The organism is Streptomyces sp. SID486, from assembly GCF_009865385.1.
In the GTDB taxonomy this organism is placed as follows: domain Bacteria; phylum Actinomycetota; class Actinomycetes; order Streptomycetales; family Streptomycetaceae; genus Streptomyces.
On record NZ_WWJT01000097.1, the window covers coordinates 1 to 24,275 of the forward strand.

General features: G+C 73.9%; 22 protein-coding genes. 16 read left to right on the forward strand and 6 right to left on the reverse strand.

The features are described from left to right. Nucleotides 1–175 precede the first annotated feature (175 nt). Nucleotides 176–1,894 (forward strand): LCP family protein, encoded by a 1,719-nt coding sequence (locus GT045_RS04820; protein ID WP_202527168.1) that lies wholly within the window; start codon nucleotides 176–178, stop codon nucleotides 1,892–1,894. Between the two features lie 430 nt (nucleotides 1,895–2,324). Here GT045_RS04820 and GT045_RS04825 read toward each other — a convergent pair whose 3' ends face one another. Both GT045_RS04825 and GT045_RS04830 read right to left on the reverse strand, forming a co-directional pair. Then, nucleotides 2,325–3,104: a DUF1206 domain-containing protein gene (locus tag GT045_RS04825; RefSeq protein WP_161291433.1), complete on the reverse strand. Its 780-nt coding sequence runs from the start codon at nucleotides 3,102–3,104 to the stop codon at nucleotides 2,325–2,327. A 323-nt stretch (nucleotides 3,105–3,427) separates the two neighbouring features. Next, entirely contained in the window at nucleotides 3,428–4,579 is a 1,152-nt protein-coding gene (locus tag GT045_RS04830; protein ID WP_202527173.1) for an MFS transporter, read from the reverse strand. Between the two features lie 227 nt (nucleotides 4,580–4,806). Here GT045_RS04830 and GT045_RS04835 point away from each other — a divergent pair, with 227 nt between their 5' ends. After that, the gene (locus tag GT045_RS04835; protein WP_161287866.1) at nucleotides 4,807–5,478 is read left to right on the forward strand and encodes a HEAT repeat domain-containing protein; all 672 of its coding nucleotides are present in this window, start codon (nucleotides 4,807–4,809) and stop codon (nucleotides 5,476–5,478) included. A gap of 3 nt (nucleotides 5,479–5,481) precedes the next feature. After that, a complete protein-coding gene (locus GT045_RS04840) occupies nucleotides 5,482–6,486 on the forward strand; it encodes a HEAT repeat domain-containing protein (RefSeq protein ID WP_161333379.1) in 1,005 nt (334 codons plus the stop codon). Between the two features lie 31 nt (nucleotides 6,487–6,517). Here GT045_RS04840 and GT045_RS04845 read toward each other — a convergent pair whose 3' ends face one another. After that, nucleotides 6,518–7,339, reverse strand: a complete 822-nt coding sequence (locus GT045_RS04845) for a DUF1684 domain-containing protein (RefSeq protein WP_161333380.1) — start codon at nucleotides 7,337–7,339, stop codon at nucleotides 6,518–6,520. A gap of 246 nt (nucleotides 7,340–7,585) precedes the next feature. Between GT045_RS04845 and GT045_RS04850 the strand changes: the two genes are divergently transcribed. Next, the gene (locus GT045_RS04850) at nucleotides 7,586–9,778 is read left to right on the forward strand and encodes an MMPL family transporter (RefSeq protein ID WP_161295402.1); all 2,193 of its coding nucleotides are present in this window, start codon (nucleotides 7,586–7,588) and stop codon (nucleotides 9,776–9,778) included. A gap of 115 nt (nucleotides 9,779–9,893) precedes the next feature. Here the strand turns inward: GT045_RS04850 and GT045_RS04855 are convergent, their stop codons facing one another. Further along, nucleotides 9,894–10,817 (reverse strand): SDR family oxidoreductase, encoded by a 924-nt coding sequence (locus tag GT045_RS04855; RefSeq protein ID WP_161295400.1) that lies wholly within the window; start codon nucleotides 10,815–10,817, stop codon nucleotides 9,894–9,896. 87 nt (nucleotides 10,818–10,904) lie between these two features. On the opposite strand from GT045_RS04855, the gene GT045_RS04860 reads away from it, so the two are divergent. Then, entirely contained in the window at nucleotides 10,905–11,546 is a 642-nt protein-coding gene (locus GT045_RS04860) for a TetR/AcrR family transcriptional regulator (RefSeq protein ID WP_161295398.1), read from the forward strand. Between the two features lie 192 nt (nucleotides 11,547–11,738). On the opposite strand, the gene GT045_RS04865 is transcribed toward GT045_RS04860, so the two are convergent. Together GT045_RS04865 and GT045_RS04870 are read right to left on the reverse strand one after the other, a co-directional pair. Further along, the gene (locus tag GT045_RS04865) at nucleotides 11,739–12,623 is read right to left on the reverse strand and encodes an NAD(P)H-binding protein (RefSeq protein ID WP_161333381.1); all 885 of its coding nucleotides are present in this window, start codon (nucleotides 12,621–12,623) and stop codon (nucleotides 11,739–11,741) included. A 293-nt stretch (nucleotides 12,624–12,916) separates the two neighbouring features. Beyond that, nucleotides 12,917–14,059 (reverse strand): YncE family protein, encoded by a 1,143-nt coding sequence (locus tag GT045_RS04870; RefSeq protein ID WP_161333382.1) that lies wholly within the window; start codon nucleotides 14,057–14,059, stop codon nucleotides 12,917–12,919. Nucleotides 14,060–14,203: 144 nt separating this feature from the next. Here GT045_RS04870 and GT045_RS04875 point away from each other — a divergent pair, with 144 nt between their 5' ends. From GT045_RS04875 to GT045_RS04925, 11 genes are all read left to right on the forward strand, one after another. Continuing rightward, nucleotides 14,204–15,103, forward strand: coding sequence for a LysR family transcriptional regulator (locus GT045_RS04875; protein ID WP_161333383.1), 900 nt, complete (start codon nucleotides 14,204–14,206; stop codon nucleotides 15,101–15,103). Between the two features lie 222 nt (nucleotides 15,104–15,325). After that, nucleotides 15,326–16,048, forward strand: a complete 723-nt coding sequence (locus GT045_RS04880; RefSeq protein ID WP_161333384.1) for an FAD binding domain-containing protein — start codon at nucleotides 15,326–15,328, stop codon at nucleotides 16,046–16,048. A gap of 460 nt (nucleotides 16,049–16,508) precedes the next feature. Then, entirely contained in the window at nucleotides 16,509–17,378 is an 870-nt protein-coding gene (locus tag GT045_RS04885; RefSeq protein WP_161289253.1) for an MBL fold metallo-hydrolase, read from the forward strand. Between the two features lie 173 nt (nucleotides 17,379–17,551). Beyond that, a complete protein-coding gene (locus tag GT045_RS04890) occupies nucleotides 17,552–17,809 on the forward strand; it encodes a DUF6400 family protein (RefSeq protein WP_161289251.1) in 258 nt (85 codons plus the stop codon). Next, complete coding sequence (locus tag GT045_RS04895; RefSeq protein ID WP_161289249.1) at nucleotides 17,796–18,053, forward strand: hypothetical protein; 258 nt, start codon at nucleotides 17,796–17,798, stop codon at nucleotides 18,051–18,053. The genes GT045_RS04890 and GT045_RS04895 overlap by 14 nt, the downstream gene beginning before the upstream one ends. A 390-nt stretch (nucleotides 18,054–18,443) precedes the next feature. Continuing rightward, on the forward strand, nucleotides 18,444–19,433 hold the full coding sequence (locus GT045_RS04900) for a pirin family protein (RefSeq protein WP_161333385.1): 990 nt from the start codon (nucleotides 18,444–18,446) through the stop codon (nucleotides 19,431–19,433). Nucleotides 19,434–19,454: 21 nt separating this feature from the next. After that, nucleotides 19,455–19,793, forward strand: a complete 339-nt coding sequence (locus tag GT045_RS04905; RefSeq protein WP_161333386.1) for a GNAT family N-acetyltransferase — start codon at nucleotides 19,455–19,457, stop codon at nucleotides 19,791–19,793. A gap of 264 nt (nucleotides 19,794–20,057) precedes the next feature. Further along, the gene (locus tag GT045_RS04910) at nucleotides 20,058–21,029 is read left to right on the forward strand and encodes an alpha/beta hydrolase (RefSeq protein ID WP_161333387.1); all 972 of its coding nucleotides are present in this window, start codon (nucleotides 20,058–20,060) and stop codon (nucleotides 21,027–21,029) included. Between the two features lie 275 nt (nucleotides 21,030–21,304). After that, a complete protein-coding gene (locus GT045_RS04915; RefSeq protein WP_161333388.1) occupies nucleotides 21,305–21,727 on the forward strand; it encodes a hypothetical protein in 423 nt (140 codons plus the stop codon). A 116-nt stretch (nucleotides 21,728–21,843) separates the two neighbouring features. After that, a complete protein-coding gene (locus GT045_RS04920; protein WP_202527171.1) occupies nucleotides 21,844–22,959 on the forward strand; it encodes a pyridoxal-phosphate dependent enzyme in 1,116 nt (371 codons plus the stop codon). Next, entirely contained in the window at nucleotides 22,956–24,197 is a 1,242-nt protein-coding gene (locus tag GT045_RS04925) for an MFS transporter (protein WP_161333390.1), read from the forward strand. Before GT045_RS04920 ends, GT045_RS04925 begins: the two co-directional genes overlap by 4 nt. The last annotated feature ends 78 nt before the right edge of the window (nucleotides 24,198–24,275 follow it).

A 24,275-nucleotide genomic window follows, 5' to 3' on the forward strand; every position in this document is an offset into this window, starting at 1 on the left:
CCCGGCCCGCTGACCCGTTGGACCTGCTGTTCGGGCGGCCGGGCGGGGCCCGGCGATGAGATGCCTCACCTGTGAGTCGCGTATGGATCTGGGCTGATCGGGTCACGTGTTTGTTAGATTGCGCAGCTACCGCCATCGATTTTCTGCAGGTCCGACCGTTCAGGGGGAGTGGGAGATGAGCGACCCGTGGGACGGTCCGGCCGGCCAGGCCACCCGCAGCCGGGGCAGGCGAGTGCCCGGGCAGCGCACGGCCGGACAGGGTGAGGCGCGCCCGCCCGGCGGCCGGGTGGTGGCCGCGCGTGGGCGTGGCGGCAAGAGCTCCGGTCCGGTCCGGCCGATGGGCCGGGGCAGGCGGCTGCTGCGGACCGCCGCGATGTGCCTGTCCGTGCTCGTCGTGGTCACCGCGGGAGCGGGCTGGTGGTTCTACCAGCACCTGAACGGCAACATCCGCAGCTTCTCGCTGGACGGCAAGGGCGGCACCGAGAAGGCCGACGCCTTCGGCCGCACCCCCATCAACATCCTGGTCATGGGCTCGGACGGCCGTACCAGCAAGACGGACTGCAAGCTCGGCGGCGGCTGCTCGGCGACCGGGGTGCAGACCGGCAGCAACGCGGACGTGCAGATGGTGCTGCACATATCGGCCGACCGTTCCAACGCCACGGTGATGAGCATCCCCCGCGACACCATGACCAAGGTGCCGGCCTGCAAGGACGGTGAGTCCGGCCGGTCCACCCCCGGCTACTACGGCCAGATCAACAGCGCCCTCCAGTACGGCCCCGCCTGTCAGGTGGCCACCGTCCACCAGCTCACCGGCATCCCCGTCGACCACTTCGTCAAGCTCGACTTCTCCGGCGTCGTCAAGATGTCCGACGCGGTCGGCGGCGTCTCCGTCTGTGTCAGCGACGACGTCTACGACACCTACTCGCACCTGAAGCTGTCCAAGGGCACCCACACCCTCAAGGGCGTCGCCGCCCTGGAGTTCGTACGGTCCCGGCACGGCTTCGGCGACGGCAGCGATCTGGGCCGTACGGTCTCGCAGCACATCTTCCTCAGCGCGATGATCCGCAAGTTCAAGAGCGCGGGCACGCTCACCGACCCCACCGCGGTCTACCGGCTCTCCGACGCCGCCACCAAGGCACTGACCGTGGACGACGGACTGGACAGCGTGAAGAAGCTGATCGCGCTGGCGGACGACGTGAACAAGGTGCCCACCCGGCGGATCACCTTCGCGACGATGCAGACCGCGCCCGACCCGGCCGACGACGACCGGGTGGTGGTGGGCGCAGGCGCGAAGGCCCTGTTCTCCACCATCGCGGAGGACCAGCCGCTGACCACCGGCGCCGGCAAGAAGTCGTCGGCGTCGTCCGCGACCACCAAGGCGACCGCCACAGCCACCGCCTCCGCCGTGCCCGCGTCCGACATCGCCGTGACGGTGGAGAACGGCACCGGCATCACCGGCCGCGCCTCCGCCGTCGCGACCGCCCTCACCGGCCGGGGCTTCGGCTCCGCCGGCACGGGCAACGCCCCCAGCCCCGTGACGGCCACCACCCTCACCTACGGCACCGGGCAGCAGGCCGCGGCCCGGACGGTCGCCACGGCGCTCGGCCTCCCGGCCGCCCGGCTCAGGCAAGGCCCGGGGAGCGGTCTGACCCTGGTGGTCGGCAGCGACTGGCCCAGCGGAAGCAGCTACAGGGCCGCATCCACCGCCTCGCCCGCCGACACCTCGCCCGCCGACACCGAGGCCGCAGTGTCCGAGGCCCACGCCTCCACCGCCGACCAGGCCAAGAGCTGCGCCAAGGTGAGCCCCTACAAGACGGTCACGCTCGACGGAGTCCCCATGACACCGGCACAGGCGTACGCGGCGGCGCGCACGCAGCCCGACTCCGACGCCTGAGCGGACGCGGCGAGCGGAAGGCGGAAGAGGGAGGGGAGCCGGCGACGGTCGCACACGGCCACCTGCATGGGCCCCGCCATCAGACCGAGGTCACCGGTGTGGACCGGTGACTCGGTGGAGGTCACCGGTGTGGGCCGCGGGCCGGTGATCCGACGGAAGTCGCCGGGGTGAGCCCGCCGACCGGAGGTCACCGGGGTGAGTCCGCCGTCCGGAGGTCACCGGGGTGAGTCCGCCGTCCGGAGGTCACCGGGATGATTCCGTCGTCCGGAGCTCAGCGAGGTAGGTCCGCCGTCCGGAGGTCACCGGTGGGTGGCCGTTGATCCGGTGGAGGTCACCGGTGTGGGGCCGTCGTCCGGCGCAGGTCACCGGGCTGAGACCACCTGGAGGCGGAGCCGGCGATGCCGGCTCCGCCTCCAGGTCGGGCGCCGGCTCAGAGCTTGCGCCAGCGGGCGTTGCACCAGGAGAAGAGGCCGAACGCGGCCAGCCCGACCGCGATCAGGGCGAGCAGCCAGGGCCCGGCCGGCAGGTCCCTGAACCCGCGCAGGGTGTCGTCCATGCCCCTGGCCTCGCCGGGCTGGTGCCGGACGGCCGCGACGAGGGCGAACACACCGGCCGTGGCGAAGACGACACCGCGGGCCGTACCGCCGGACACCCCGAGGACGTCCACGACCCGCCGGGTCGTGGACGACATGGCCCCGCTGCGCAGATCCTCGCGGAACTTCTTCTGCACGGCCCGCACCGCCATCCACAGCCCGGCGATCACCACGCCGACACCCACGGCCCCGACGAGCCACTGGCCGCCGGGCCAGTCCAGCACCCGGGCGGTGACGTCGTCGGACTGGCGGTCGGACGAGCCGCTGCCGCTGCCCCGGTCTCCGGCCGCGTACGAGAGCACGGAGTAGGACACGAAGCCGTAGAAGGCGAAACGGAACGCGGCGGCCGCCCGCTTGGACGGCTTCGACCCGTCGGGTCCCGCCCCGCCGACCACCGCTTCCGACAGCCGCCACAGTGCCATCCCGGCCAGGGCGATGCCCACGATCCACAGCATCGCCGACCCGAACGGCCGGCCGGCCAGTTCGTCGAGGGCACCGCCGCGGTCGGCCTGCTGGCCTCCGCCGGCACCGCCGAAGGCGATCTGCAGGGCGATGACACCGACGAGTACGTAGATCAGCCCGCGCGCTGCGAAGCCCGACCGGGCCGCCGCGGACATCGCTGTGCTGTTCGCCGCCCGGCGCGCCCGGCCCCGCCCGCGCAGCGTCCATGACCGTGCATCCATACAGGCCCGATGCCCCCACCGCCGGGTCCGACACCTGTTGGGCGGACGGGGACCCGATCGGGCCTACCGGAAGAGCGCCGGGACGGACGGCGCGGCGCCGGCCGGCGGCAGGTGCGGACGCCGGCGCAGGCCAGGCGCACCACGGAATCTGCGCCGCTCGCCACCCCGGCGCACGCCCCGCCCGCGAGCGCGCTCCAGTGCGCCACCCAGTGCGCGGACCCGCTGCCGCCGTCCGTGTGACGGCGCCGCGACCGCGGTCAGCTCGCCGTCGCGGGGGACCGCCTCCCGTCGGCGCGTTCCGCCGGACGGCGCGGCAGCTGCCCGCGGAGCAGTACCGCGCAGGCTCCCACCGTCAGCAGCCCGCCGGCGAGGAAGGCGCCGCGGGCGCCGGCGGACGGCAGGAGCAGTGCCCCGAGCGCGGCGCCCACCGCGATGCCCGCGTTGTACGCGCCGGAGTTCGCGGCGAGGGCGAGGTCCGTGCGGCCCGGTGCGCAGTGCAGCATCGCGTGCTGCGCGGCCATGAACACCGGACCGAGCGCACCGCCCGTCAGCAGCAGGAACACCACCGCCGGCACCGGGTGGCCGCCGACCGCGTACAGCCCGAGCATGCCCGCGGCCTGCGCGGCCACGGCGGTGGTCAGCGCCGTCCGCGGGAACCGGTCGAGGAGTGCTGCGGTGACGCTCACCCCGGCCAGGCACGCCGCGCCGAAGGCCGCCAGCAGGGCGGCGGCCGTGCCGGGGGCGAACCCGCTCACCTCTTCCAGGAAGGTCACGACGTAGGTGTAGCCCGCGAAGGCCCCGGTGGCGGAGAGGAACCCGGCCGCCAGCACCGTCCGGAACCGGCGGGCGTCGGGAGCGGCGCCGTAGGCCGCCGGTGCCTCCTCCGGGCGGGACGTCGGCAGCAGGGCGGCGATCGTCACCAGCGAGACCAGCGCCAGGGCGGCCGGCAGGGCGAGGGGCAGCCGCCAGCCGCTGTGCCGCCCCAGCCAGGTCCCGGCAGGCACCCCGAGCACGAGGGCGAGCGAGCCGGCGACGGCCAGCGCCCCGATCACCCGCCCGCGCACCCCCGGCGGGAACAGACCCACCGCCACCGGCCCCAGCACCGCCCAGAACAACGCCTGCGCCAGGGCGGCCAGCAGCCGCGCGGCGAGCAGCGCCCAGTAGGAGGGGGCCAGTGCCGCCACCACACTGGACACCACCAGTACGGCCAGCAGCCCGGCGAGCACATGGCGGCGCGGCACCGCACGCACCGCGTGCGCCAGCGGCAGCGAGGCCACGGCGACCGCCACGCCGTAACCGGTGACGAGGAGACCGACCACCGACAGCGACACCCGGAGACTCGCGGAGACCAGATCCAGCAGGCCGATCGGCAGGCTCTCCACGGTGTTGAAGGTGAAGGCGGCCAGCATCAGGGCCACGAGCAGGGCCCACCTGCGCCACCGGGCCGGCCGCGGCGCGATCCGGCGCACCCGGCAGGGCCCGGCCCCTCGCACCCGTTCCGCGGCAGCACCCATGCGGACACCTCACCCGCCGCACCGGCCCCGCCGCAACCGAATTCCCCGCGCGAGCAGGGGCGTCGTCCCCGCTTGACCTTGTCACGGTGTCAACGCCTTCACTGTGCCCAGGAGGTGGTCCGATGACCATGTCGCAAGCGGACACGCGCGCGAAGCAGGCCCTCCGGGGCCTGGACAACGCCGACCCGTCCGTCCGGCTGCGGACGGCGCTGGCGGCCGGAACGACCCCGGACCCGGGGCTCGTCGGCGAGCTCGTCGAACGGTGCGCCGTCGAACCCGATTTCTCGGTGCGCGAAATGCTGACCTGGGCGCTCACCCGCCACGAGACGTCGGCGACGCTTCCGCTGCTGGTCGGCGAAGTCCGCTCCGGGCGTGCGCAGGCACGCAGCCAGGCGTTGCACACGCTGTCCAAGATCGGGGACCGGCAGGCGTGGCCGGCGATCACACCGGCGCTGCTGTCCGACGCCGACGACGAGGTGGCCCGCAGCGCCTGGCGGGCGGCGGTCGTGCTCGTGCCCGGGAGTGAGGCGCGCGGGCTGGCCGTACTGTTGGCCGCACAGCTCGGTCGCGGCGGACACGAGACGCAGCTGAGTCTCAGCCGGGCGCTGATCGCGCTCGGGGAGGTGATGTCGCCGGCACTGGCCGCCGCGACGACGGACCCCGACCCCGGCGTGCGTGCGCACGCGATCGCCACGGAACGGCTGTGGCGCGAACCGGAGACCGGGTTCGGGTTCGCGATCGAGGAGGCGAAGCGTGTCGTCGCCCTCGGCGGAGCCGGCCGGAAGGAGCCATAGGCGTTGTTGATCGGGGATGTCGCGCGACGGTCGGGGGTCAGCGCCCGCATGCTCAGACATTACGAGTCGCTCGGCCTGGTGCGGCCCACGGGCCGTACCCACTCCGGCTACCGGGAGTACTCCGGCGAGGACATCCGGCGCATCTTCCACATCGAGAGCCTCCGCTCCCTGGGGCTGTCGCTGCGCGACGTCGGGCGCGCGCTCGACGACCCGGGCTTCGTCCCCGCGGAACTCGTGGACGACCTCATCCGCCGGACCCGGGACCGCATCGCGGCGGAGACGGAACTGCTGACGCGACTGCGCCGGATCGGTGCCGCGGAACCCGCCGGCTGGGAGGACGTCCTCCAGACCGTCGCGCTCCTCCAGGCACTGGGGTCGACCGACGCCTGGGCCCGTCAGCGCGCGGCCCTGTCCGCGGACGAGGTCCCCGTGCCGGTGGAAGCACTGGTCGAGGCCGCGCTGAACGAGTCGGACCCGAACGTCGCCGGAGCCCTCCGCTGGTCTCTGGCGCGATCGGGCGACGACGGGGCGGCACTGCTGGCCGACGGCCTCGGCTCGCCCGTCGCCGAGGTGCGCCGGCGTGCCGTCCAGTGCCTCGCCGAACTGCCGGCCCGGGCGGCGACCGAACTGCTGCGGGGCGCCCTCACGCACCCCGATCCCGTCGTCCGCGGCTACGCCGCTCTGGCGCTCGGCGCACGGGGAGACGCCGACGCCGCCCCGACGCTGATCGACGTGATCGTCGGGGGAGGGAACGACACCGACGCCGCCGACGCGCTGGGCACGCTGGCGCGTGATCCCGTGTCGGCGCAGCGGATCGCGACCGGGCTCGTGGACCGCCTCGCCCGCGCCACCACGGGACCGTCCGCACGGCGCCGGCTGACCCAGGCGCTCGCGGACATCCCGGGAACGACTGCGGCACGCGCCCTCGCGGACCTGTGCCACGACGCGGACCGTGCCGTCGCGCTCACAGCGACCTACCTTCTCGGGCTGCGCGACGCACGGGAGTGAACGCACGTCCGGCGGCCGGTGCCGGTCCGGGTCAGGGCCGGCCGCCGCGCTCCAGCGGGATCCGTTCGCCGGCCTCGATCGCGACCGGCAGCCGGTTCCCGGCGGGCGGCAGGGGGCAGGTCGCCAAGTCGGTGTAGGCGCACGGCAGGTTCCCGGCCCGGTTGAAGTCGAGCGTGACCGCGCCCCCGGCGTCGGGCGCGGCGGTCTGCAGGGAGCGGTTGGCGGCGTACGTCGTCACCCCCGAGGTGCTGTCGGTGAACAGCACCATGAGGCCGCCGGGCACCGTGCCGTTGAACGCGGTGAGGCGATGCCGTGCGCCGTCCAGCTCGAACTCGACCTCGCCGGGGGAGTCGTAGACGTGCTCCAGTCCCTCCACCGTCGCGCCGACCGTGACGGGCCGCGGCTCCTCGAAGGGCAGGAAACGGCCGGTGACCACCCAGCGCGGGTCCGGATCGTAGGCGGGCGTGTAGCGGAAGGAGGTGCGCAGCACGCTGCCCGGGTGGCGGGGCCGCAGGATGTCGTGGCCGCCACGCCGGGCGATCTCGAGCCGGGCGTCGCCCCAGTCGGCGTAGCGGCTGTCCCGCTCGGGTACGGGCCCGAAGGCGTACCGGCCGCGCACCACCGTGCCGTCCACGGTCAGTTCCTCGCCCTCGGCCAGCTCCACCACCACTCCGTCGGGAGTGGCGCGCCAGGAGCCGGGGGCGTCGTCGAAGCGTGCCGGTTCGGGGCTCAGCCAGTGCAGACCCGTGATCGCGAGGAAACCGTGCGGGCCGGCCAGCGTCTCCTCCTTGGCCCGGTGCCACTCCTTCCACTCCTCGACGAAGCCCACCCGGTCGAAGTCCTGGTCGCTCATGTCCGCTCCCTCGGTACGGTGCTGGGGGTCGTGTCCCCTCGGCTCCGTCAACGCCCGTACCCGGTCCGTTCATCCCGCCGTGCCGACACCGGGCATAAGTGAGGGGAGTTTGTGCGGTCGTGGTCACTAGGATGTGAGGCCAAGACAACCATGCGACCGGCCCGTTCGACGTGCCGGTCGGGGTCGCCGATGCCAGGGACCGCTCCCCGGGCTGCGGTGATCTTCCTTCCCAGGAGGACCCTCCGCATGTTCCGACGAATAGGCAGCGCCGTCGTCCGTCATCCCGTTTGGACGATCGTTGCGTGGCTGATCGCCGCGGTGGCCATCGTCGCCACCGCTCCCAGCCTGCCCTCGAACAGTGACGAGAGCAGCTTTCTACCCAAGAGTTACGAATCCATCAAAGCGGCGGATCTCCAGGAGAGGGCGTTCCCCAGCGCCTTCACCCCGTCCGCGATCGCGCTCTACCAGCGCACCGACGGCGGCAAGCTGACCGCCGCCGACCAGAAGGACGTCGCCCGGATCACCACCGAGCTGGGCAAGAAGCACATCGACCAGGTCCAGAAGGTCGTCCCCGGCCAGCCGTCCAAGGACGGCAGGTACGCCATGACCCTGGTGCAGATGGACAGCAAGAACGCCGGCCAGCCCAAACAGGCCGATGCGGCCAAGGTGTTGCGTGACGACGCCAAGGAACTGGCCAAGGGCACACACCTCGACGTCAAGCTCGGCGGTTCCGCCGCGCAGGCGCTGGACCAGCAGGACTCGTCCAAGCGCGGCGAGGCGTTGATCGGCATCGGAACCTTCGCCATCATCCTGGTGACGCTGCTGATCATCTTCCGGGCGCCGATACTCGCCGTACTGCCCCTGCTGCTGATCGGCCTGGTGTCGGCCATCGCCAACGGGCTGATCGCCTACGCCACCAAGCTGTTCGACCTCCAGGCCAACAGTTCCATCTCGTCGATCCTGATCGTCGTTCTGTTCGGTGTCGGCACGGACTACTTCCTGTTCCTGATATTCCGCTACCGCGAAAGCCTGCGCGCCGGGGAGGAGCCCAAGCAGGCGATGATCAACGCGGTCGACCGGGTCGGCGAGGCCATCGCCTCGGCGGCGGGGGCGGTCATCATCGCGTTCCTCGCCCTGGTGCTGTCCACGCTGGGCTTCCTGAAGCAGATGGGTCCGGCGCTCGCCATCGCGGTCGGCGCCACCCTGGTCGCTGGCCTGACCCTCATCCCCGCAGTGGTCTCGCTCATCGGACCGAAGGTCTTCTGGCCCTCGAAGTCCTGGCAGAAGGAGCCGGAGAACGCCCGCTTCGCCGCCCTCGGCCGGGGCGTCCGACGTCGCCCGGCGCTCACCGCCGTGGCCTCCGGCCTCGTCCTGCTCGTCCTGTCGCTCGGCACCCTCGGCTACAAGGCGACCTTCGACCTGGCGTCGGGCTCCATGCCCAAGACCAAGGAGTCCATGGTCGTCCAGGACGAGATGCAGAAGGCGTACTCGGCGGGTGCCGCGGCTCCCACCGACGTCTACCTGTCCAGCGTCGACGGCAAGCCGCTGGACAAGTCCGCCTTCGACGCGTACGCGCGCAAGCTCGGCGCGGTGGACGGCGTCGCGAACGCCCGCATGAGCCAGGTGAACAAGGGCGGCACCACGGCGGACTTCACCGTCACGCTCAAGTACGAGGCGTCGACCGACAAGGCGCTCGACGCCGTCGGCCGGGTCCGCGACGTCGCGCACTCGTCGGCGCCCGCGGGCACCGAGGCACTCGTCGGCGGCATGTCCTCGATCTTCAAGGACATCAACACGGCGGTCAATCACGACTACAAGACCGTCTTCCCCGTCGCCGCCGTCCTGATCATGATCATCCTGGGCCTGCTGCTGCGCAGCGTGGTCGCCCCCTGGTACCTGATGGCCTCGGTGGGTCTCGGCTTCGGTGCCACCCTCGGTGCCACCGTGTGGATCTTCCAGGACGGCCAGGGCCACTCGGGCCTGATGTTCATGCTGCCCGTGATCATGTATCTCTTCGTGGTCGCGATCGGCACCGACTACAACATCCTCATGATCGCGCGGTTGCGTGAGGAGGCCCGGGAGGGCCGGGACCCGCGGGAGGCCGCCGGCATGGCGCTGCGGCACGCCGGACCGACCGTGGCCGCGGCGGGCTTCATCCTGGCGGCGACCTTCGCCACGATGATGCTGGCGGGCAACGCGCTGCTCACCGAGATGGGCTTCGCGGTCTCCTTCGGTATCGCGGTGGCGGCGTTCGTCATGGCGATGTTCTTCACCCCGAGCCTCACGGCCCTCATCGGCCACGCCGCGTGGTGGCCGGGTCACGGGGACCGGGCCGTGGTGCCGGCCGCCGGAGCGGGCACCGCCGGCACGGGCGCCGGGCCGCTTCGCGGTGAGGGGGAGCGGGACGACGCCCACGACTCCGCCGGTCGCCGCGGCTAGCGGCAGCCGCTCGGACCGATCACCCACAAGTCCCGCCGGGCCCCGCGGCCCGGCGGGACTTCGCCGTTCTGCGGGGTCGGAGGCCCGCTCCCGGCCGCCGGTCGCCGCTGTCCGGTCAGCCGGTGGCGGCGGGGCCGTGGAAGTAGTGCCCCTTGTCGAGGTCCGCGAGGAGGCCGGGCCCGGCCGGCGCCCAGCCCAGCAGTTCGCGGGTCAGCGTGCTCGACGCCGCGACGTCCAGTGCGATGAAGCCGCCCAGCCAGCCGAAGTGCCCGGCCGCGGCCTCGGCCGCCACGGACGCCACCGGCACGCCGAGGTGACGGCCGATCACCTCGGCGACGTCCCGGATCGTGACACCCTCCTCCGCGACCCCGTGCAGCACGGACCCGGCGGGAGCCTTCTCGGCCGCCAGCCGGAACAGCCGGGCGGCGTCGAGACGATGCACGGCCGGCCAGCGGTTGGCGCCGTCACCGACGTAGCCCGAGACGCCCTTCTCGCGGGCGATGGCGACCAGGGCCGCCATGAAACCGTTGTCCCCGTCGCCGTGGCAGGTGGGGGAGAGCCGCACCACCGACGAGCGGACGCCGCGCGAGGCCAGCGCGAGCACCGCCTCCGCGGTGACCGCCCGGATCGCCACGGGCGATCCCCCGGTCGCGGGCCTGTCCCGCTCGGTCGCGACCCGTCCGGGCGTGAGACCGGCCAGCCCGGAGGCCAGGACGAAGGGCCGGCCGGTGCCGGCGAGTGCGTCGCCGATGGCGTCCACGGCACGCCGGTCGGCCTCGCCAGCCCCCTGGAAGTCGCCGCCGAACGCCTCCTCGTGCTTGAAGGCGAGGTGGACGACGCCGTCCGAGGCGGCGGCCGCGTCCCGCAGGACGTCGAGGTCGTCGATGGTGCCGCGGACGACCTCGGCGCCGGCGCCGGCCAGCGCGTCGGCGGACGCGTCGGAGCGGGCCAGTCCGAGGACGTGGTGTCCCGCCTCGATGAGGTCGGGCACGAGGGCGGAGCCGATCCAGCCGGACGCCCCGGTCACGAAGATACGCATGGGAGAAGACCCCAGACTCTTGATGTCAGTGACTGTCATCGACCCTAGCACCCGATGTCAGTGACTGTCATCACGTAGGATCTGCGCATGGGCAGATGGGAGCCGAACGCGCGCGGGCGCCTGGCGGAGGCGGCGTTGCAGCTCTACAGCGAGCGCGGCTACGAACAGACCACCGTGGCGGAGATCGCCAAGCAGGCCGGACTGACCGAGCGCACCTTCTTCCGGCACTACGCCGACAAGCGCGAGGTGTTGTTCTCCGGTGCCGGAGACCTGCAGGACCTGTTCGTGCGGGAGGTCGCCGACGCGCCGGAGGGAACGGCACCGATCGAGGCACTGGTCCTCGGTCTCGACGCGGTCGCCGGGGCCTTCGCCGGCCGGCGCGCACACGCGCGCACACGCCAGGCCGTGATCACGGCCAACGCGGAACTCCAGGAACGCGAACTGATCAAACTCGCCTCGATGTCGGCCGCGCTCGCCCGCACCCTGCGCGGCCGCGGCGTCGCGGAGCCGGGCGCGACTCTGGCCGCCGAGGCCGGGATGGCCGTCTTCAAGGTCGGCTTCGAGCGCTGGACCGAGGCGGACGAGGACCAGGACATGGCCCGGTTGCTGCGAGAAGCACTGGCCGAGCTCAAGGACGTGGTCGCGGGCGGCGGTCAGCGCGCTCCCGGGTCCCCGCGGACGGAGACGGGGACCCAGGTCGCCAGGGCCCAGGCCACCGAGCCGCGGTGAACGGTCCCGAGCGGTAGGAGGCGCAGGTGCTGGGGTGCTGGGGTGCCGGGGTGCCGGGGTGCCGGGGTGCCGGGGTGCCGGGGTGCGCACGTGCGGGGGTGCGGGGGTGCCGGGGTGCGCACGTGCGGGGGTGCCGGGTTGCCGGGGGCGCGGGGGCGCGGGGGCGCGTGTCGCGATCTCCCCTACGTGTCCTTACGCCCTGACAGCCGGCTTGAGAACGTCCTCGCACCACTGCCGGAACGTCGTCGGCGTCGTCGCCTCCGCGGTGCGTGGCTCGGCGTTGTCGAGGCCCCGGTTCTTGGCGTCGAACATGTCGACCATCGCCTGCGCCATCGCCTCGTTCGTCCCGAAGCCGGTGAGCCGCTCCTTGAATGCCGCGCCGGTGACCTGCCGGTACTCGACACGGCTGCCCAGCACCTCGGAGATGATCCGGGCCATCCCGCCCGGCGACAGGTCCTCGGGCCCGAGGCACGCCACCTCGCCCGCTCCCTGCCAGGTTTCGTCGAGCAGCAGCCGCGCGGCGGTGGCGGCGATGTCCCGGGTGGCGACGGTGGGGGCCTTCAGATCCGGGTCGGTCATCATGGAGAACACGCCCCGTTCCCGGATGGCCCGGGCCTGGTTGAGCAGGTTGTGCATGAAGGACGGGCAGACGACCGCGCGGTAGGCGACGCCCGAGGCGGCGATCAGGTCGTCCATCGCCAATGAAGCGGTCACCAGGCCGGCGTGCTTCGCCAGCGGTGTCCCCCGGCCGAGCGCGGAGATGCCGACGACCCGGTCCACGCCGTGGCGGGCGAAGGCCGTGGACGCGGGGCGCGTGAAGTCGAGGTAGGCGGCTTCGGTGCCGGACGCGGCCGGGTCGGCCGGCGCGAGCCAGAAGACGGCGTCGGCGCCGGCGCATGCCCGGTCGATGACGCCGGCGTCGCCGTGCGAGCCCACGACGATCTCGGCGCGCTCGCGAACCCGGGGACCGAGCCGGGAGGCGTCGCGGACGACGAGACGCAGGGACGCCCTGCGGTCGAGCAGCTCGTCCACGAGCATCCGGCCGATGACGCTGGTGGGTGCGGTGATCACCATCATGTGAGGTGTCTCCTCTTTCTTGTTCCCTGAGTGGCACGGGGGCGGGGTCGGGGTCTGGCCGGTGGAGACGGCAGGGGAGCCTGGCGGGAACTCCGGGACGTCGTGTCGACTCGACCGGACGTCCGCCGGGTTCCTTGAGTCAGGCAGTGCGGGCAGTGCAGCCAGTACGGGCAGTGCAGCCAGTGCGGGCAGTGCGGGCAGTGCGGGCAATGCGGCCGTCAGGCTGGGTTCTTCGAAGCCGGCCGGGACGGGTTCAGGCGGGTTTCCTCGGTGCGGGCCGGGCCGGGCCGGGGTCAGGCCGGGCGCGGGATGTACGCGAGCCCGTGGGCCCCGGGCTCGCCGGACCGGGGTATGCCGATCCGGGCCAGCCCCGTCAGCGTCTCCAGGTCGACCACCTCGACCGTGGACGAGACGACGCACGCGACATAGCCGAGCCGGCCGTCGGGGGACGAGGTGATGGTCAACGGGCCCTGACCGGTCTCCAGTTCGCCGAGACGCCGGAGGCTGCCGGTGGAGAACACCGTGAGCCGGTCCGGTGCCTGCCGGCCCAGCCGGTACACCGGGTCGGGCGTCATCCGCATCTCGCCGACGAGCAGCTTCCCCGTCGACGTCGCGTGCACCGGCATGACGACGTGCTCCGCGGGCAGCGTGTCGACCACGGACGCCGTCCGGGCGTCGATGACCCGGACACCCGCGGCCGGCCGCCCCCCGGCGGAATCTGCTGACTCGACGGTTTTGGCGGACTCGGCGGACTCGGGGGACTCGGGGGACTCGGGGGACTCGGTGAAGGCACCGGCGTAGGGCGCGGCCACGAAGACCCGGCCGCCGTCGGCGGAGACGGCGAGCCCCTCGCTGCCCGGCACGTCCACCTTGCCGGTCAGCACGCCCCGTTCGAGGTCGACCACCGACACGAAGAGTGCCTCCTTGTTGGTGGCGTAGCCGGTCCTGCCCGCCGGGTCGATGGCGAACCAGTGCGGGCCGGGCGCGCCCGTGTCGATCCTGCCCACCGGTTCGCGGGTCACGGTGTCGATCACGACCACACCGCCCGGCCGGTCCGCCGAACCCTCCACGCTGACGTAGAGGCGCCTGCGTCCCGGGTCGAGCGCCAGCCCGTGCGGGCCGTGTTCGGGCGCGAGATCGAGGACCTCGACCACGCGCCGGGTGTCGGGATCGATGGCGGTCACCTCGGTGCGCCGGCCGCCGTTCACGTGGTAGTAGCCCGACCGGTACGCCGACGTGCACCACAGCAGCCGCTGCGTCGGGTCGAAGCACAACTCGTGCGGTTCGGGAAGGACTTCGGTCGTACCGAGGAGCCGGTCGCAGACGGCGTCGAAGGACGAGACCGTGGCCCCGCTCTGGCTGACCACGGCCAGCACATCGCCTTCTCGGCCGGCGCGGGCGGGATGCCTCGCGAGGGAAGCGGCGGACTGCTGCATGAGTGAGGGCTCCTTGGCGTGGTCTTCGTGCGCCGCCAGTCCCGGCGGCCGGCTCCACTCTGCGCACCCGGGAACGCCGGAACAATGCAATGATCGGCAGCGGATTGTTGACCCAGAGGTAAAAATGCAGTTCAGGAGGCTTGTATGGACCTCAACCTGCTGCGCGTCCTGGACGCCCTGCTCCAGGAGAACAGCGTGACCCGTGCCGCCGAGCGCCTGGGTACGTCGCCCGCGGCGGTCAGCCGTACGCTCGCCCGGCTCCGGCGCGCCGTGGGCGACCCACTCCTCGTCCGCGCCGGGCAGGGCATGGTGCCGACCCCCCGGGCCCTGGAACTGCGGGACGAGGTCGGCGCGTTGCTGCACAACTGCGACAACATCCTGCGGCCCGGGGCCGGTTTCGACGCCGCACATCTCCAGCGCACCTTCACCGTGCAGAGCGCCGACCTGCTGCTGACGGGGCTGGCCGGCACCCTGACCGAACGGATCCACGCCGAGGCCCCGCACGTGGACGTCGTGTTCCTGCCCGAGGCGGTCGAGGGCGGCCCCGGGCTGCGGCAGGGCTGGGTGGACGTCGAACTGGGCGTCCTCGGCCATCTGGACCCGGAGGTCCGGACCCGGCAGCTCACCAGCGCGACGCTGGTCGGTGTCGCCCGGCGCGGCCACCCGCTCTTCGACGGGCGCGTCGACGCCCGCCGGTTCGCGGCGGCCGACCACATCGGCATCTCCCGCCTGGGCAGGCGCCTCGGCCCCATCGACACCGCGCTCGCCGAACGCGGGCTGCGGCGGCGTGTCGCGGTCGTCGTGCCCAGCCACACGAGCGCGATGCTGCTCGCCCGCGACACCGACCTCGTCGCCCTCACCCTGGACGGCTGGCTACCCGGCACCGTCGAGGCGCTGGGCCTGCGCACCTTCCCCATCCCCCTCGACCTGGCGCCGCTGGAACTCGGCATGGCCTGGCACCCGCGCAACTCGACCGATCCGGGCCATCGCTGGTTCCGTGACCGCCTGGCGGCCGCGGTCCTGGCGCCGGCGGGGGCGGGGTAGGAGGACGGAACGCAGGGGGACGCGACGGTGGGCGCCGGGCGGTGAGCGACTCGGCGGACACCGGCGAACCACCCCTGTCCGGACAGCGGGTGAACGCGCGTCACATGCTCGTGTGAGCCCTGTACGCGCCCCCGGGCGCGCGGCAAGACTGCGCTGTCGGCGGGCAGGTGGCCGGGCGCCGCCCGCCCATCGTCCCGAGCCCAGGAAGGCAGGTCGGCCGCTGTGCTGTTGCGTCTGCCCACGTCCGTGCCGGAAGCCCAGGAATGTCTCGCAGAGGGGGCAGTGCCCGTCGGCGGGGCGACGCTCGTCTGGGCGACCTGGCAACGGGAGGGATTCCCCCAGCAGGCCGTGTCCCTCCGTGAGTTGCCGGAGGCCAACGTCATAGGCAGGGAGACGGTCGGCGGCGCCGTGGTCCTGCAACGGCTCGACGAAAAGGTGCCGGACGTCCTCCGGCTGGCCGCCGCCACGGTGGGCACCGGTGCCGTGCGGCGGACCGCGACGGTCGGCGGCAACCTCGTCGGCAGTACGCTGCGCTGTCTGCTGCCCCCCGCACTCGTGCTGGAGGCCCAGGCGACGGTTCTGGAGCCCGACGGCGTCCGCGAGGCGGACCTGGCCGAGGTGGTCGCCAAGCGTCCCCTCCTCCTCGACCTGCGCTGGCGCACACCGGTCGCCTCGGCGTACCGCAAGCTGCCGGGTGCGGCCGGCGGGGAGCCGCCCCTCGTCGTGGCCTCGGCCCTGCACGCCGGGAGCGGGACGGGGGAGCGCCTGAACGTCGCGGTGCGGGACGGCTACGACGTGCTCAGCGGCAGCACGCTCCGCGGCACCGACGCCGAGGCGCCCCTCCGCGCGCTGCGCGCCACGGCCCTCGGCGAGCTGCCGGCCGCGGCCTGGGACGTCGTCCGCACGCAGGTCGCCGACCTGTTGGATGGCCACGGCTCGCACTGAGGGGGCGGCCGCACCCTGATGCGCCTGGTCCGGCACCGGACGGCGGGCGCACCCCGGTGCGCGTGGCCCGGCACCGGACGGCGGGCGCACCCCGTGCGCCTGGTCCGGCACCGGAGCGGCGGGCGCACCCCGGTGCGCCTGGTCCGGCACCGGACCGGCGGGCGCACGCCGGTGTGCCTGGTCCGGCACCACACCGGCGGGGAGACACGGACGTGTGGCCGGGCGGCCCGTCCGGGCAACTCACCGTCCTGGGTGCTCGCCGGGCCGGCGGCGGCATGCCATGGTGGCGGCAGGGCGACAGCGGCGGCCCCGACGGTACCGCCCGGGCTTCCGCCCCCCGGGACGCCCGCCTTCCAGGGGCCGGTCCCGTCCGTGGCGGCGCACCGGTCCCCGCAGGACACGGCCGGTGCTCCGCGCCGCGACGCCGCACACGAGGGCGGCGACAGGAAGGAGCCCAGTCGTGGACGGATGGTACGTGGACGACCGCTGCACGAACTGCGATGTGGCCCGGCAGTTCGCGCCCGAGCTGATCGCCGAGGTGGGCGGCAGGTCGCGGGTCCTGCGGCCGCCGGCCGACGAGGCGGAGGACCGGCGTCTGCACGCGGCGGTCTTCGCCTGTCCGACGCGTTCGATCCGGCCCGTGACCGGGCGTGCGGACCAGGCGCGCGACCCGTTCCCGCTGGCCCTGGACGACGGGGTGCTGATCTGCGGGCACAACTCGACGCACACCGCGGGTGCCAACTCCTATCTGCTGCTGCGGCCGTCCGGCACCCGCATGATGATCGACACGCCCCGCTGGAGCCGTGAACTCGCCGAGCGCTGGACCGAGTCGGGCCCTGTCACCGATGTGCTGCTCACCCACCGCGACCACGCCGCGCACGGCCGCCGCTACGCCGACCACTTCGGCGCCCGGCTGTGGATCCACGAAGGCGACCTCGACGCCGCACCGGACGCGGACCGGGTGATCCGCGGACTCGACCCGGTGGAGATCGCCGACGGTGTGACCGTCCACCCCCTCCCCGGGCACACCCTGGGCAGCGTCCTGTATCTCGCCGACGACCGCTACTGCTTCACCGGTGACAGCTTCTACTGGTCGCGCACGACGGGTGATCTGGAGGTCGCCGAGACCGTGACCTGGTACTCCATCGAGGAACTCGCCAAGTCACTGGAGCGGACGGCGGCACTGCTGCGGTTCGAGTGGGTCCTGCCGGGCCACGGCGACCGGCGCCGGCTGCCGGCCGAGGAGATGTCCCGGCGCCTGGCCGGTCTGGCGGAGCGCACCCGCCTGCTGCGTCCGCGACCGATCGACTTCACGGGCGTCCGCTGGTGACGGGAGCCGCGCCGGTCGGCGGTACCTAGGCGCGCCGGGCCCCTCAGCGGGCCGCGGGGCCCGGGGGGACCGGCAGGACGAGCGTGCCGGCTCGCCCGCGACCGAGCCGGCCTGCTGTGACGTCCCCCACGTGCTCTTGTCCACGGCGGACAGGCATACCTAAGTTGGGTGATATGTCCGCCAGCAGCGCCGCCCTTCCCGACGAGCCGGTCGAGTTCTCCGTCGACCTCACCGGCCATGAGCTGACCCGGCGGGTCCACGTCATGGCCGCCCTCGGCGCCGACTGGGACCCCGTCGAGGCGATGCGCGGCGAGGAGGAGGCGTACGACATGCTGTACTCCGGCCTCGACGAGGAACAGCAGCGGCTGTACGACACCCTCGTCGCGGCCGGTGTCCTCCCGCAGCGCGGCGGTGGCCGTGCTTCCGCTTGATCCGCAGGCCGACATCGGCCGCCGCGCCTGGGTGACCTGCCCGAACTGCCAGGACCACCGGGAATGCGCCACGTGCGCACAGGGCGGCAGGTGCCGGGAGCACTGGCGCTACCTGCTCACCAACACCGGCAGCCTCCTCCATCTGCAGTGCCCGTCGTGCACCCACGTCTGGGACCACGAGACGGGCTTCGGTGCCACCCGCACCCGCCGGCCCGGTGCGGACGGCGGCCCGCGCCCGCGGTGAGGAGGCCCCGGCTCGGCCCGGGTGACCGGGCGGGCCGGTGCGGGGGCCGGTGACCGGTCCCGGGGCCGCCGCCGTGTCTCGGGAGTGGACCAGCGGGCTGTCGACCGGGTGTGCGGCCAGGAACCAGGCCGCGACTGCCCGGCGCGGACGACCTGCGAAACGGGCGCCGCGTCGTCGGTGCCGTCGATCGACGCTACGGTCGCAGCCGCGAGCCCTGTTGCCCGGGAGCGCACGCGCGAGTGCCCGGCAGTGCACCGGCGACGCGGGCCGGGCGGATCTCCGATGAGCACGGGGGATGCTGTCGGACGAGGAATCGCGGTGGCGCCCCGACGTATCCCGCCTCATGATGGTTGAATATAAAACAATTAGCGGGCGGAGAGGTGATCCACGATGAGCAACGTCGAGACGGACCCGGCGGAAGTGCGGTGCGGTACGGCGGACGACGGCGAGCCGCCTGCCGCGGACGCGCGGGTCGACGTGCTGGCCCCACGCGCCGTGCCCCTGGGCGGCCCCCGCGCGATGACCGTGCGGCGCACCCTGCCGCAGCGCGCCCGGACCCTGATCGGCGCCTGGTGCTTCGCCGACCACTACGGCCCCGACGACGTCCGCGACACCGGCGGCATGGACGTCGCCCCGCACCCGCACACCGGTCTGCAGACGGTGAGCTGGCTGTTCAGCGGGGAGATCGAACACCGCGACAGCCTGGGCAGCCACGCCCTCGTACGGCCCGGTGAACTGAACCTCATGACCGGCGGGTACGGCATCGCCCACTCGGAGGTCTCCACCCCGCGGACCACCGTCCTGCACGGCGTCCAGCTCTGGGTGGCGCTGCCCGAGGCGCACCGCCGCACCGCACGGGATTTCCAGCACCACGTTCCCGAGCCCGTGACGACCGACGGCGCCGAGATCAGGGTCTTCCTCGGCTCCCTCGCCGGGACCGCGTCCCCGGTGCCGACCTTCACGCCCCTGCTCGGCGCCGAGATCGTGCTCCGGCCACGGGCGACGGTCACCCTCGCCGTGGACCCGGAGTTCGAGCACGGCCTCCTCGTCGACCGGGGAACCGTCCGCCTGGCGGATGTGCCGCTGCGCCCCGCCGAGTTGGGCTACGTGCACCCCGGCCCCGGCACCCTGACCCTGACGAACGAGTCGGACACCCCCGCACGGGCGGTCCTCCTGGGCGGAACCCCGTTCGGGGAAGAGATCGTCATGTGGTGGAACTTCATCGGCCGCAGCCACGAGGACATCGTCGAGGCCCGGGAGGAATGGCAGAGCTCCTCCGACCGCTTCGGCGCCGTGGCGGGCTATCCGGGAGACCGTCTTCCCGCCCCCGCCCTGCCCAACGCCACCATCAGGCCGCGTGGCAACCCGTCGCGTCACTGACCCCTTTCGAAAGGCATCCCGATGAACCAGCCTTCCGCGTCTGCGGTCGTCGAACGCGTAGACGCACGGAACCGCTACGAGATCCTCGTCGAGGGCGAGCGCGCCGGACTGACCGCCTACCGCGACCGTGGTGAACAACGGGTCTTCTTCCACACCGAGATCGACGACGCCTTCGCCGGGCAGGGGCTGGCCTCCCGGCTGGTCGAGGAGGCGCTCACCGACGTACGGGAGTCGGGCAAGAGGATCGTGCCCGTCTGCCCGTACGTCGCCAAGTTCCTGACGCGCCACGAGGAGTTCGCCGACCTGGTCGACCCCGTCACGCCCGACGTCCTGCGGTGGCTCGAAACCCGGCTGGGCTGACCGCGCGCACCGGCCGCGCGCCTCCGCGTTCCCGACAGCGCGCCGGCCGCACCGGGGGCGGCCCGGACGGCGTCGGATCCCCGGATGTGCCGGGACCGGCTCCTCCGTGCGCTGGCAGGACGTCCAGGGTGCGCCGGCGGACAACCACCCGGCGCCTCACGGCCCTAACGTGCGGTCCAGCGGCGCCGGAGTGCTCGGCACCACGGTCGTCCCGGTCGGGTGCCGGAACGGCCGCCGCCCCCGATGCAAAGTCAGGAGAACCGCATGTCCGATGCCTTCGCGCCGGTGCAGCCGGTGCTGGAACCCGCCGCGGCCGAGTTCGCCGAGGCGACGGCCGACCCGCCGTACCTGTTCGACCTCGCGCCGGCGGAGGGCCGTAAGGCGGTCGACGAGGTGCAGTCCGGCGAGACTGGGAAACCGGCCGTCGACGAGGAGTGGATCACCGTCCCGGGCGGCCCCACGGGCAGCGTCCGGGCGCGCGTGGTCAAGCCCGCCGGCGCCACCGGCACCCTGCCGGTCGTCCTCTACATCCACGGCGCGGGCTGGGTCTTCGGCAACGCCCACACCCACGACCGCCTGGTACGCGAACTCGCCGTCGGTGCCGGGGCCGCCGTCGTCTTCCCCGAGTACGACCTCTCGCCCGAGGCCCGGTACCCGGTCGCCGTCGAGCAGAACTACGCGGTCGCCCGGTGGGTGGCGGAGCAGGGCGCCGGCAAGGGCCTGGACGGCTCGCGGCTGGCGGTGGCCGGTGACTCCGTCGGCGGCAACATGACCGCCGCCCTCACCCTGATGGCCAAGGAGCGCGGCGGCCCCGCGCTGGTGCAGCAGGTGCTGTTCTACCCGGTCACGGACGCCGACTTCGACACGCCGTCCTACCACCAGTTCGCCACCGGCTACTTCCTCCGCCGCGACGGCATGCGGTGGTTCTGGGACCAGTACACCACCGACGAGGCCGAGCGCGCCCAGATCACCGCCTCCCCGCTGCGCGCCACCACCGAGCAGCTGACGGGACTGCCCCCGGCGCTCGTCGTCACCGCGGAGGCCGACGTGCTGCGCGACGAGGGCGAGGCGTACGCCAACAAGCTCCGCGAGGCCGAGGTCCCCGTCACCGCGGTCCGCTTCCAGGGCATCATCCACGACTTCGTGATGCTCGACGCCCTGCGCGGCACCCACGCCGCGCAGGCCGCCATCGACCTGGCCGTCCGCACCCTGCGCACGGCCCTGCACGGCGCCTGACCCCCAAGAGGCACCGCGCGGCACCGGGCTTCACGCCGTGCGCATGGACCGCCCGTGCCGAGAGCTGCTCGCGGGCCGGGTGCGGGCGGAACGGGCGCACGCGATCCGTGCCGCGCCACTGCCACCATCGTGCCCATGACCCTCCCGGGCGCCGGGACCGGGAAGGGGCGGTGCCGGGAGGCGTCGCGCACCGCGAACGAGCCGGCGGATCGCCCCGGGACGCGCCGTGACCGCGGCGATATGACACCACGTCACTTGGTGATTACGCTGCGCATGTGATCGGGTCATGGGTCGGCGGCGCGGACGGGGGGCGTCCCCGCCGTGCCGCCCTGCTGGTCGGGCTGGTCCTGGTGCTCGCCGCCCACCTCACCGGCGCCGTGCACGCCTGTCCCTTCGCCGGGGCGGACCCGACCGCGGTGGTGGCGCAGGCCGTGCCGCACCCGCAGGACGCGGCCGGCGACCCGCATCCGTCCGCGCCCGGCCACCGGCACGCGGCGGACGGAAACGTCGGCCACACCGCCGACCGGCCCCGCGCCGCCCTGGACGACACCGGCCTCGGCGGCGAGGCGCCCCAGCCGGCTCTTCCCGCGGTCGTCCGCGGCCGGTTCGCGCACGGCGGGTGGCGAGGGCGCCCCGGCGCCCCGCACGCCCGCGAGAACGGCTCCTCACGCGCGCCCTTCCGGGTCCTGCGGCAGTAGGCCGGCAGCCGCACACCCCGTGCCCCTCCCCGGGCCGGGGTGTGCCCGCGCGCCGTCCCTGTCCCACCCGAGCGGCGCCCGCCGCCATGCCGTCGGGCGCGAAGGAGCCGTACCCCATGCATCTCCCCCCGACCGAGACGTTCGGCACGCCCAGGCCCCGGCCGCCGGCCGCCCGGCGCGCCGCCCACCTCGTCGGCGACACCCCCGTCCTGTGGGTGGACGAGCCGTTCGCACCGCCCGGCCGCGGCTTCTACGCCAAGCTCGAAGGCGCCAACCCGGGCGGCCTCAAGGACCGGCCGGCCCTGCACATGGTCCGCGAGGCCCGCCGGCGCGGCGAACTGGCGCCCGGCGCACCGATCGTCGAGTCGTCCAGCGGCACCCTCGGACTCGGCCTGGCCCTGGCCGGGCTGACCTACGGCCATCCGGTCACCGTCGTCACCGACCCCGGCCTGGAACCTCCCCTGGCGCGGCTGCTCACCGCGCTGGGCGTACGGGTCCTCCAGGTCGCCGCACCGCATCCCGGGGGCGGCTGGCAGCAGGCGCGCCGTGAACGCGTCGCCGACCTGCTGGCACGCACCCCGGGCGCGTACTGCCCGGACCAGTACCGCAACCCCGACAACGCCGCCTCCTACCGGCCCCTCGCGGCCGAGCTGATCGCCCAGCTCGGGCGGGTCGACGTGCTGGTGGCGGCGGTCGGCACGGGCGGACACTCCGCCGGGGTCTCCGCCGTGCTGCGCGAGGCCGTCCCGCGGCTGACGCTCATCGGGGTGGACTCGGTCGGCTCGGCGATCTTCGGTCAGCCGGCCGGAGTCCGGCTCATGCGCGGGCTGGGCTCCAGCATCCACCCGGCCAACGTCGACTACGCGGCCTTCACCGAGGTCCACTGGGTGGGTCCCGCCGAAGCGGTCTGGGCCTGCCGGCAACTCGCCCGCCGTCACTACGCCTCCGGCGGCTGGAGCGTCGGGGCGGTGGCGCTGGTGGCCGGCTGGGCGGCCCGCACCTACCCCGCCGGGACCAGGATCGCCGCCGTCTTCCCCGACGGCCCGCACCGCTACCTGCACACGGTCTACGACGACGCCTGGTGCCGCGACCACGCGCTCCTCGGGGGGCCGCCACCTCCCGAGCCCGACGAGATCGCCGAGCCGGACGCGTGCGTGGTGACGCGGTGGACCCGGTGCGCCCGGGTCCGTGATCCGCTCGCCCGCGACCTGGCGAGGGCGGGTGCCCGGTGAAGCGCCTGCGGGGCCGGCTGGCCGGATTCGACCGGCCCGCCCGGCTGTTGATGGTGAACCAGTTCGCCATCAACCTGGGCTTCTACATGCTGATGCCCTACCTGGCCGACCACCTGGCCCACGGGCTCGGACTCGCCGCCTGGGCGGTCGGCCTGGTACTGGGGGTGCGCAACTTCTCGCAGCAGGGGATGTTCCTCGTCGGCGGCACCCTCGCCGACCGCTACGGCTGCAAGCCGATGATCCTGACCGGCTGCGCCCTGCGGTCGGTGGCGTTCGGGCTGCTGGCGGTGGCGGATTCGCTCCCCGCCCTGGTGGCGGCCTCGGCCCTGACCGGTCTGGCGGGCGCGCTGTTCAACCCGGCCGTGCGCGCCTACCTCGCGGCCGACGCGGGGGAGGAGCGGCGGGTCGCCGCGTTCGCCGCCTTCAACGTCTTCTACCAGGCGGGCATCCTGGTCGGTCCGCTCGCCGGACTGGCGCTGCTGGCCTGGGACTTCGGCGCGGTGTGCGCGGTCGCGGCGCTCATCTTCGCCGTCCTCGCCCTGCTGCAGTCCCGTGCCCTGCCCGCCCGGCCGCCGGCCGGCCGGGGCGCCGAACCGGCCTGGCGGGCGGTCGCCGCCGACTGGCGCACCATCGCGGCCAACCGGCCGTTCCTCCTCTTCGCGGCGGCGATGAGCGGTTCCTACGTCCTGGCGTTCCAGGTCTATCTGGCGCTGCCGCTGCACGCCCGGGAACTCTTCGGCCCGCGGACCGGCGCGGTCACCGGTGCGGTCTTCGCCGCCTCGGCGCTCGCCGCGCTGGCCGGACAGCTGAAACTGACCGCGTGGGCACAGCGCACCCTGTCCGGGCCGCAGGCCGTCGCCTGCGGGCTGGCGGTCATGGGCGCCGCCTTCCTGGCCCTGCTGCCGCGGGCGCACGGCGCCCTGGCCGCGGTGGCCGCCCTGACCGTGTGCGCGGTCCTGCTGGCCTGGGGCGGGGCGCTGCTCTACCCGTTCGAGATGGACACGGTGGTACGGCTCTCCGGGGGCCGGCTCGTCGCCACCTACTACGGCGCCTACAACACCGCGTCCGGTGTCGCGGTCTCGCTGGGCAACCTGGCCGTCGGGGCGCTGTTCGACACGGGGGTGCGCTGGCTGCCGTGGGCGGCGCTGACCGCGACGGGGCTCGGGTGCGCGGGGCTCGTCGCGGGGCTGCACCGGGCCGGACACCTGAGGGCGACACCGGTGCCGGTGCCGGGATGACATGCCGCGGTTCGGGGCCGGGTGCGGGCCACCGGGCGGCGCGGGTGCGGGCCACCGGGCGCGACGGGTGCGGGCCCG

Excerpts from the sequence above, each read along its gene's own strand:
- GT045_RS04855 (WP_161295400.1), bottom strand. The coding sequence starts at position 10,817 with ATGCGTATCTTCGTGACCGGGGCGTCCGGCTGGATCGGCTCCGCCCTC.
- GT045_RS04850 (WP_161295402.1), top strand. The coding sequence starts at position 7,586 with ATGTTCCGACGAATAGGCAGCGCCGTCGTCCGTCATCCCGTTTGGACG.
- GT045_RS04900 (WP_161333385.1), top strand. The coding sequence starts at position 18,444 with ATGAGCAACGTCGAGACGGACCCGGCGGAAGTGCGGTGCGGTACGGCG.
- GT045_RS04845 (WP_161333380.1), bottom strand. The coding sequence starts at position 7,339 with ATGAGCGACCAGGACTTCGACCGGGTGGGCTTCGTCGAGGAGTGGAAG.
- GT045_RS04920 (WP_202527171.1), top strand. The coding sequence starts at position 21,844 with ATGCATCTCCCCCCGACCGAGACGTTCGGCACGCCCAGGCCCCGGCCG.
- GT045_RS04825 (WP_161291433.1), bottom strand. The coding sequence starts at position 3,104 with ATGTCCGCGGCGGCCCGGTCGGGCTTCGCAGCGCGCGGGCTGATCTAC.
- GT045_RS04830 (WP_202527173.1), bottom strand. The coding sequence starts at position 4,579 with ATGCTGGCCGCCTTCACCTTCAACACCGTGGAGAGCCTGCCGATCGGC.
- GT045_RS04870 (WP_161333382.1), bottom strand. The coding sequence starts at position 14,059 with ATGCAGCAGTCCGCCGCTTCCCTCGCGAGGCATCCCGCCCGCGCCGGC.
- GT045_RS04910 (WP_161333387.1), top strand. The coding sequence starts at position 20,058 with ATGTCCGATGCCTTCGCGCCGGTGCAGCCGGTGCTGGAACCCGCCGCG.
- GT045_RS04865 (WP_161333381.1), bottom strand. The coding sequence starts at position 12,623 with ATGATGGTGATCACCGCACCCACCAGCGTCATCGGCCGGATGCTCGTG.
- GT045_RS04875 (WP_161333383.1), top strand. The coding sequence starts at position 14,204 with ATGGACCTCAACCTGCTGCGCGTCCTGGACGCCCTGCTCCAGGAGAAC.
- GT045_RS04860 (WP_161295398.1), top strand. The coding sequence starts at position 10,905 with ATGGGCAGATGGGAGCCGAACGCGCGCGGGCGCCTGGCGGAGGCGGCG.
- GT045_RS04820 (WP_202527168.1), top strand. The coding sequence starts at position 176 with ATGAGCGACCCGTGGGACGGTCCGGCCGGCCAGGCCACCCGCAGCCGG.
- GT045_RS04905 (WP_161333386.1), top strand. The coding sequence starts at position 19,455 with ATGAACCAGCCTTCCGCGTCTGCGGTCGTCGAACGCGTAGACGCACGG.
- GT045_RS04890 (WP_161289251.1), top strand. The coding sequence starts at position 17,552 with ATGTCCGCCAGCAGCGCCGCCCTTCCCGACGAGCCGGTCGAGTTCTCC.
- GT045_RS04835 (WP_161287866.1), top strand. The coding sequence starts at position 4,807 with ATGACCATGTCGCAAGCGGACACGCGCGCGAAGCAGGCCCTCCGGGGC.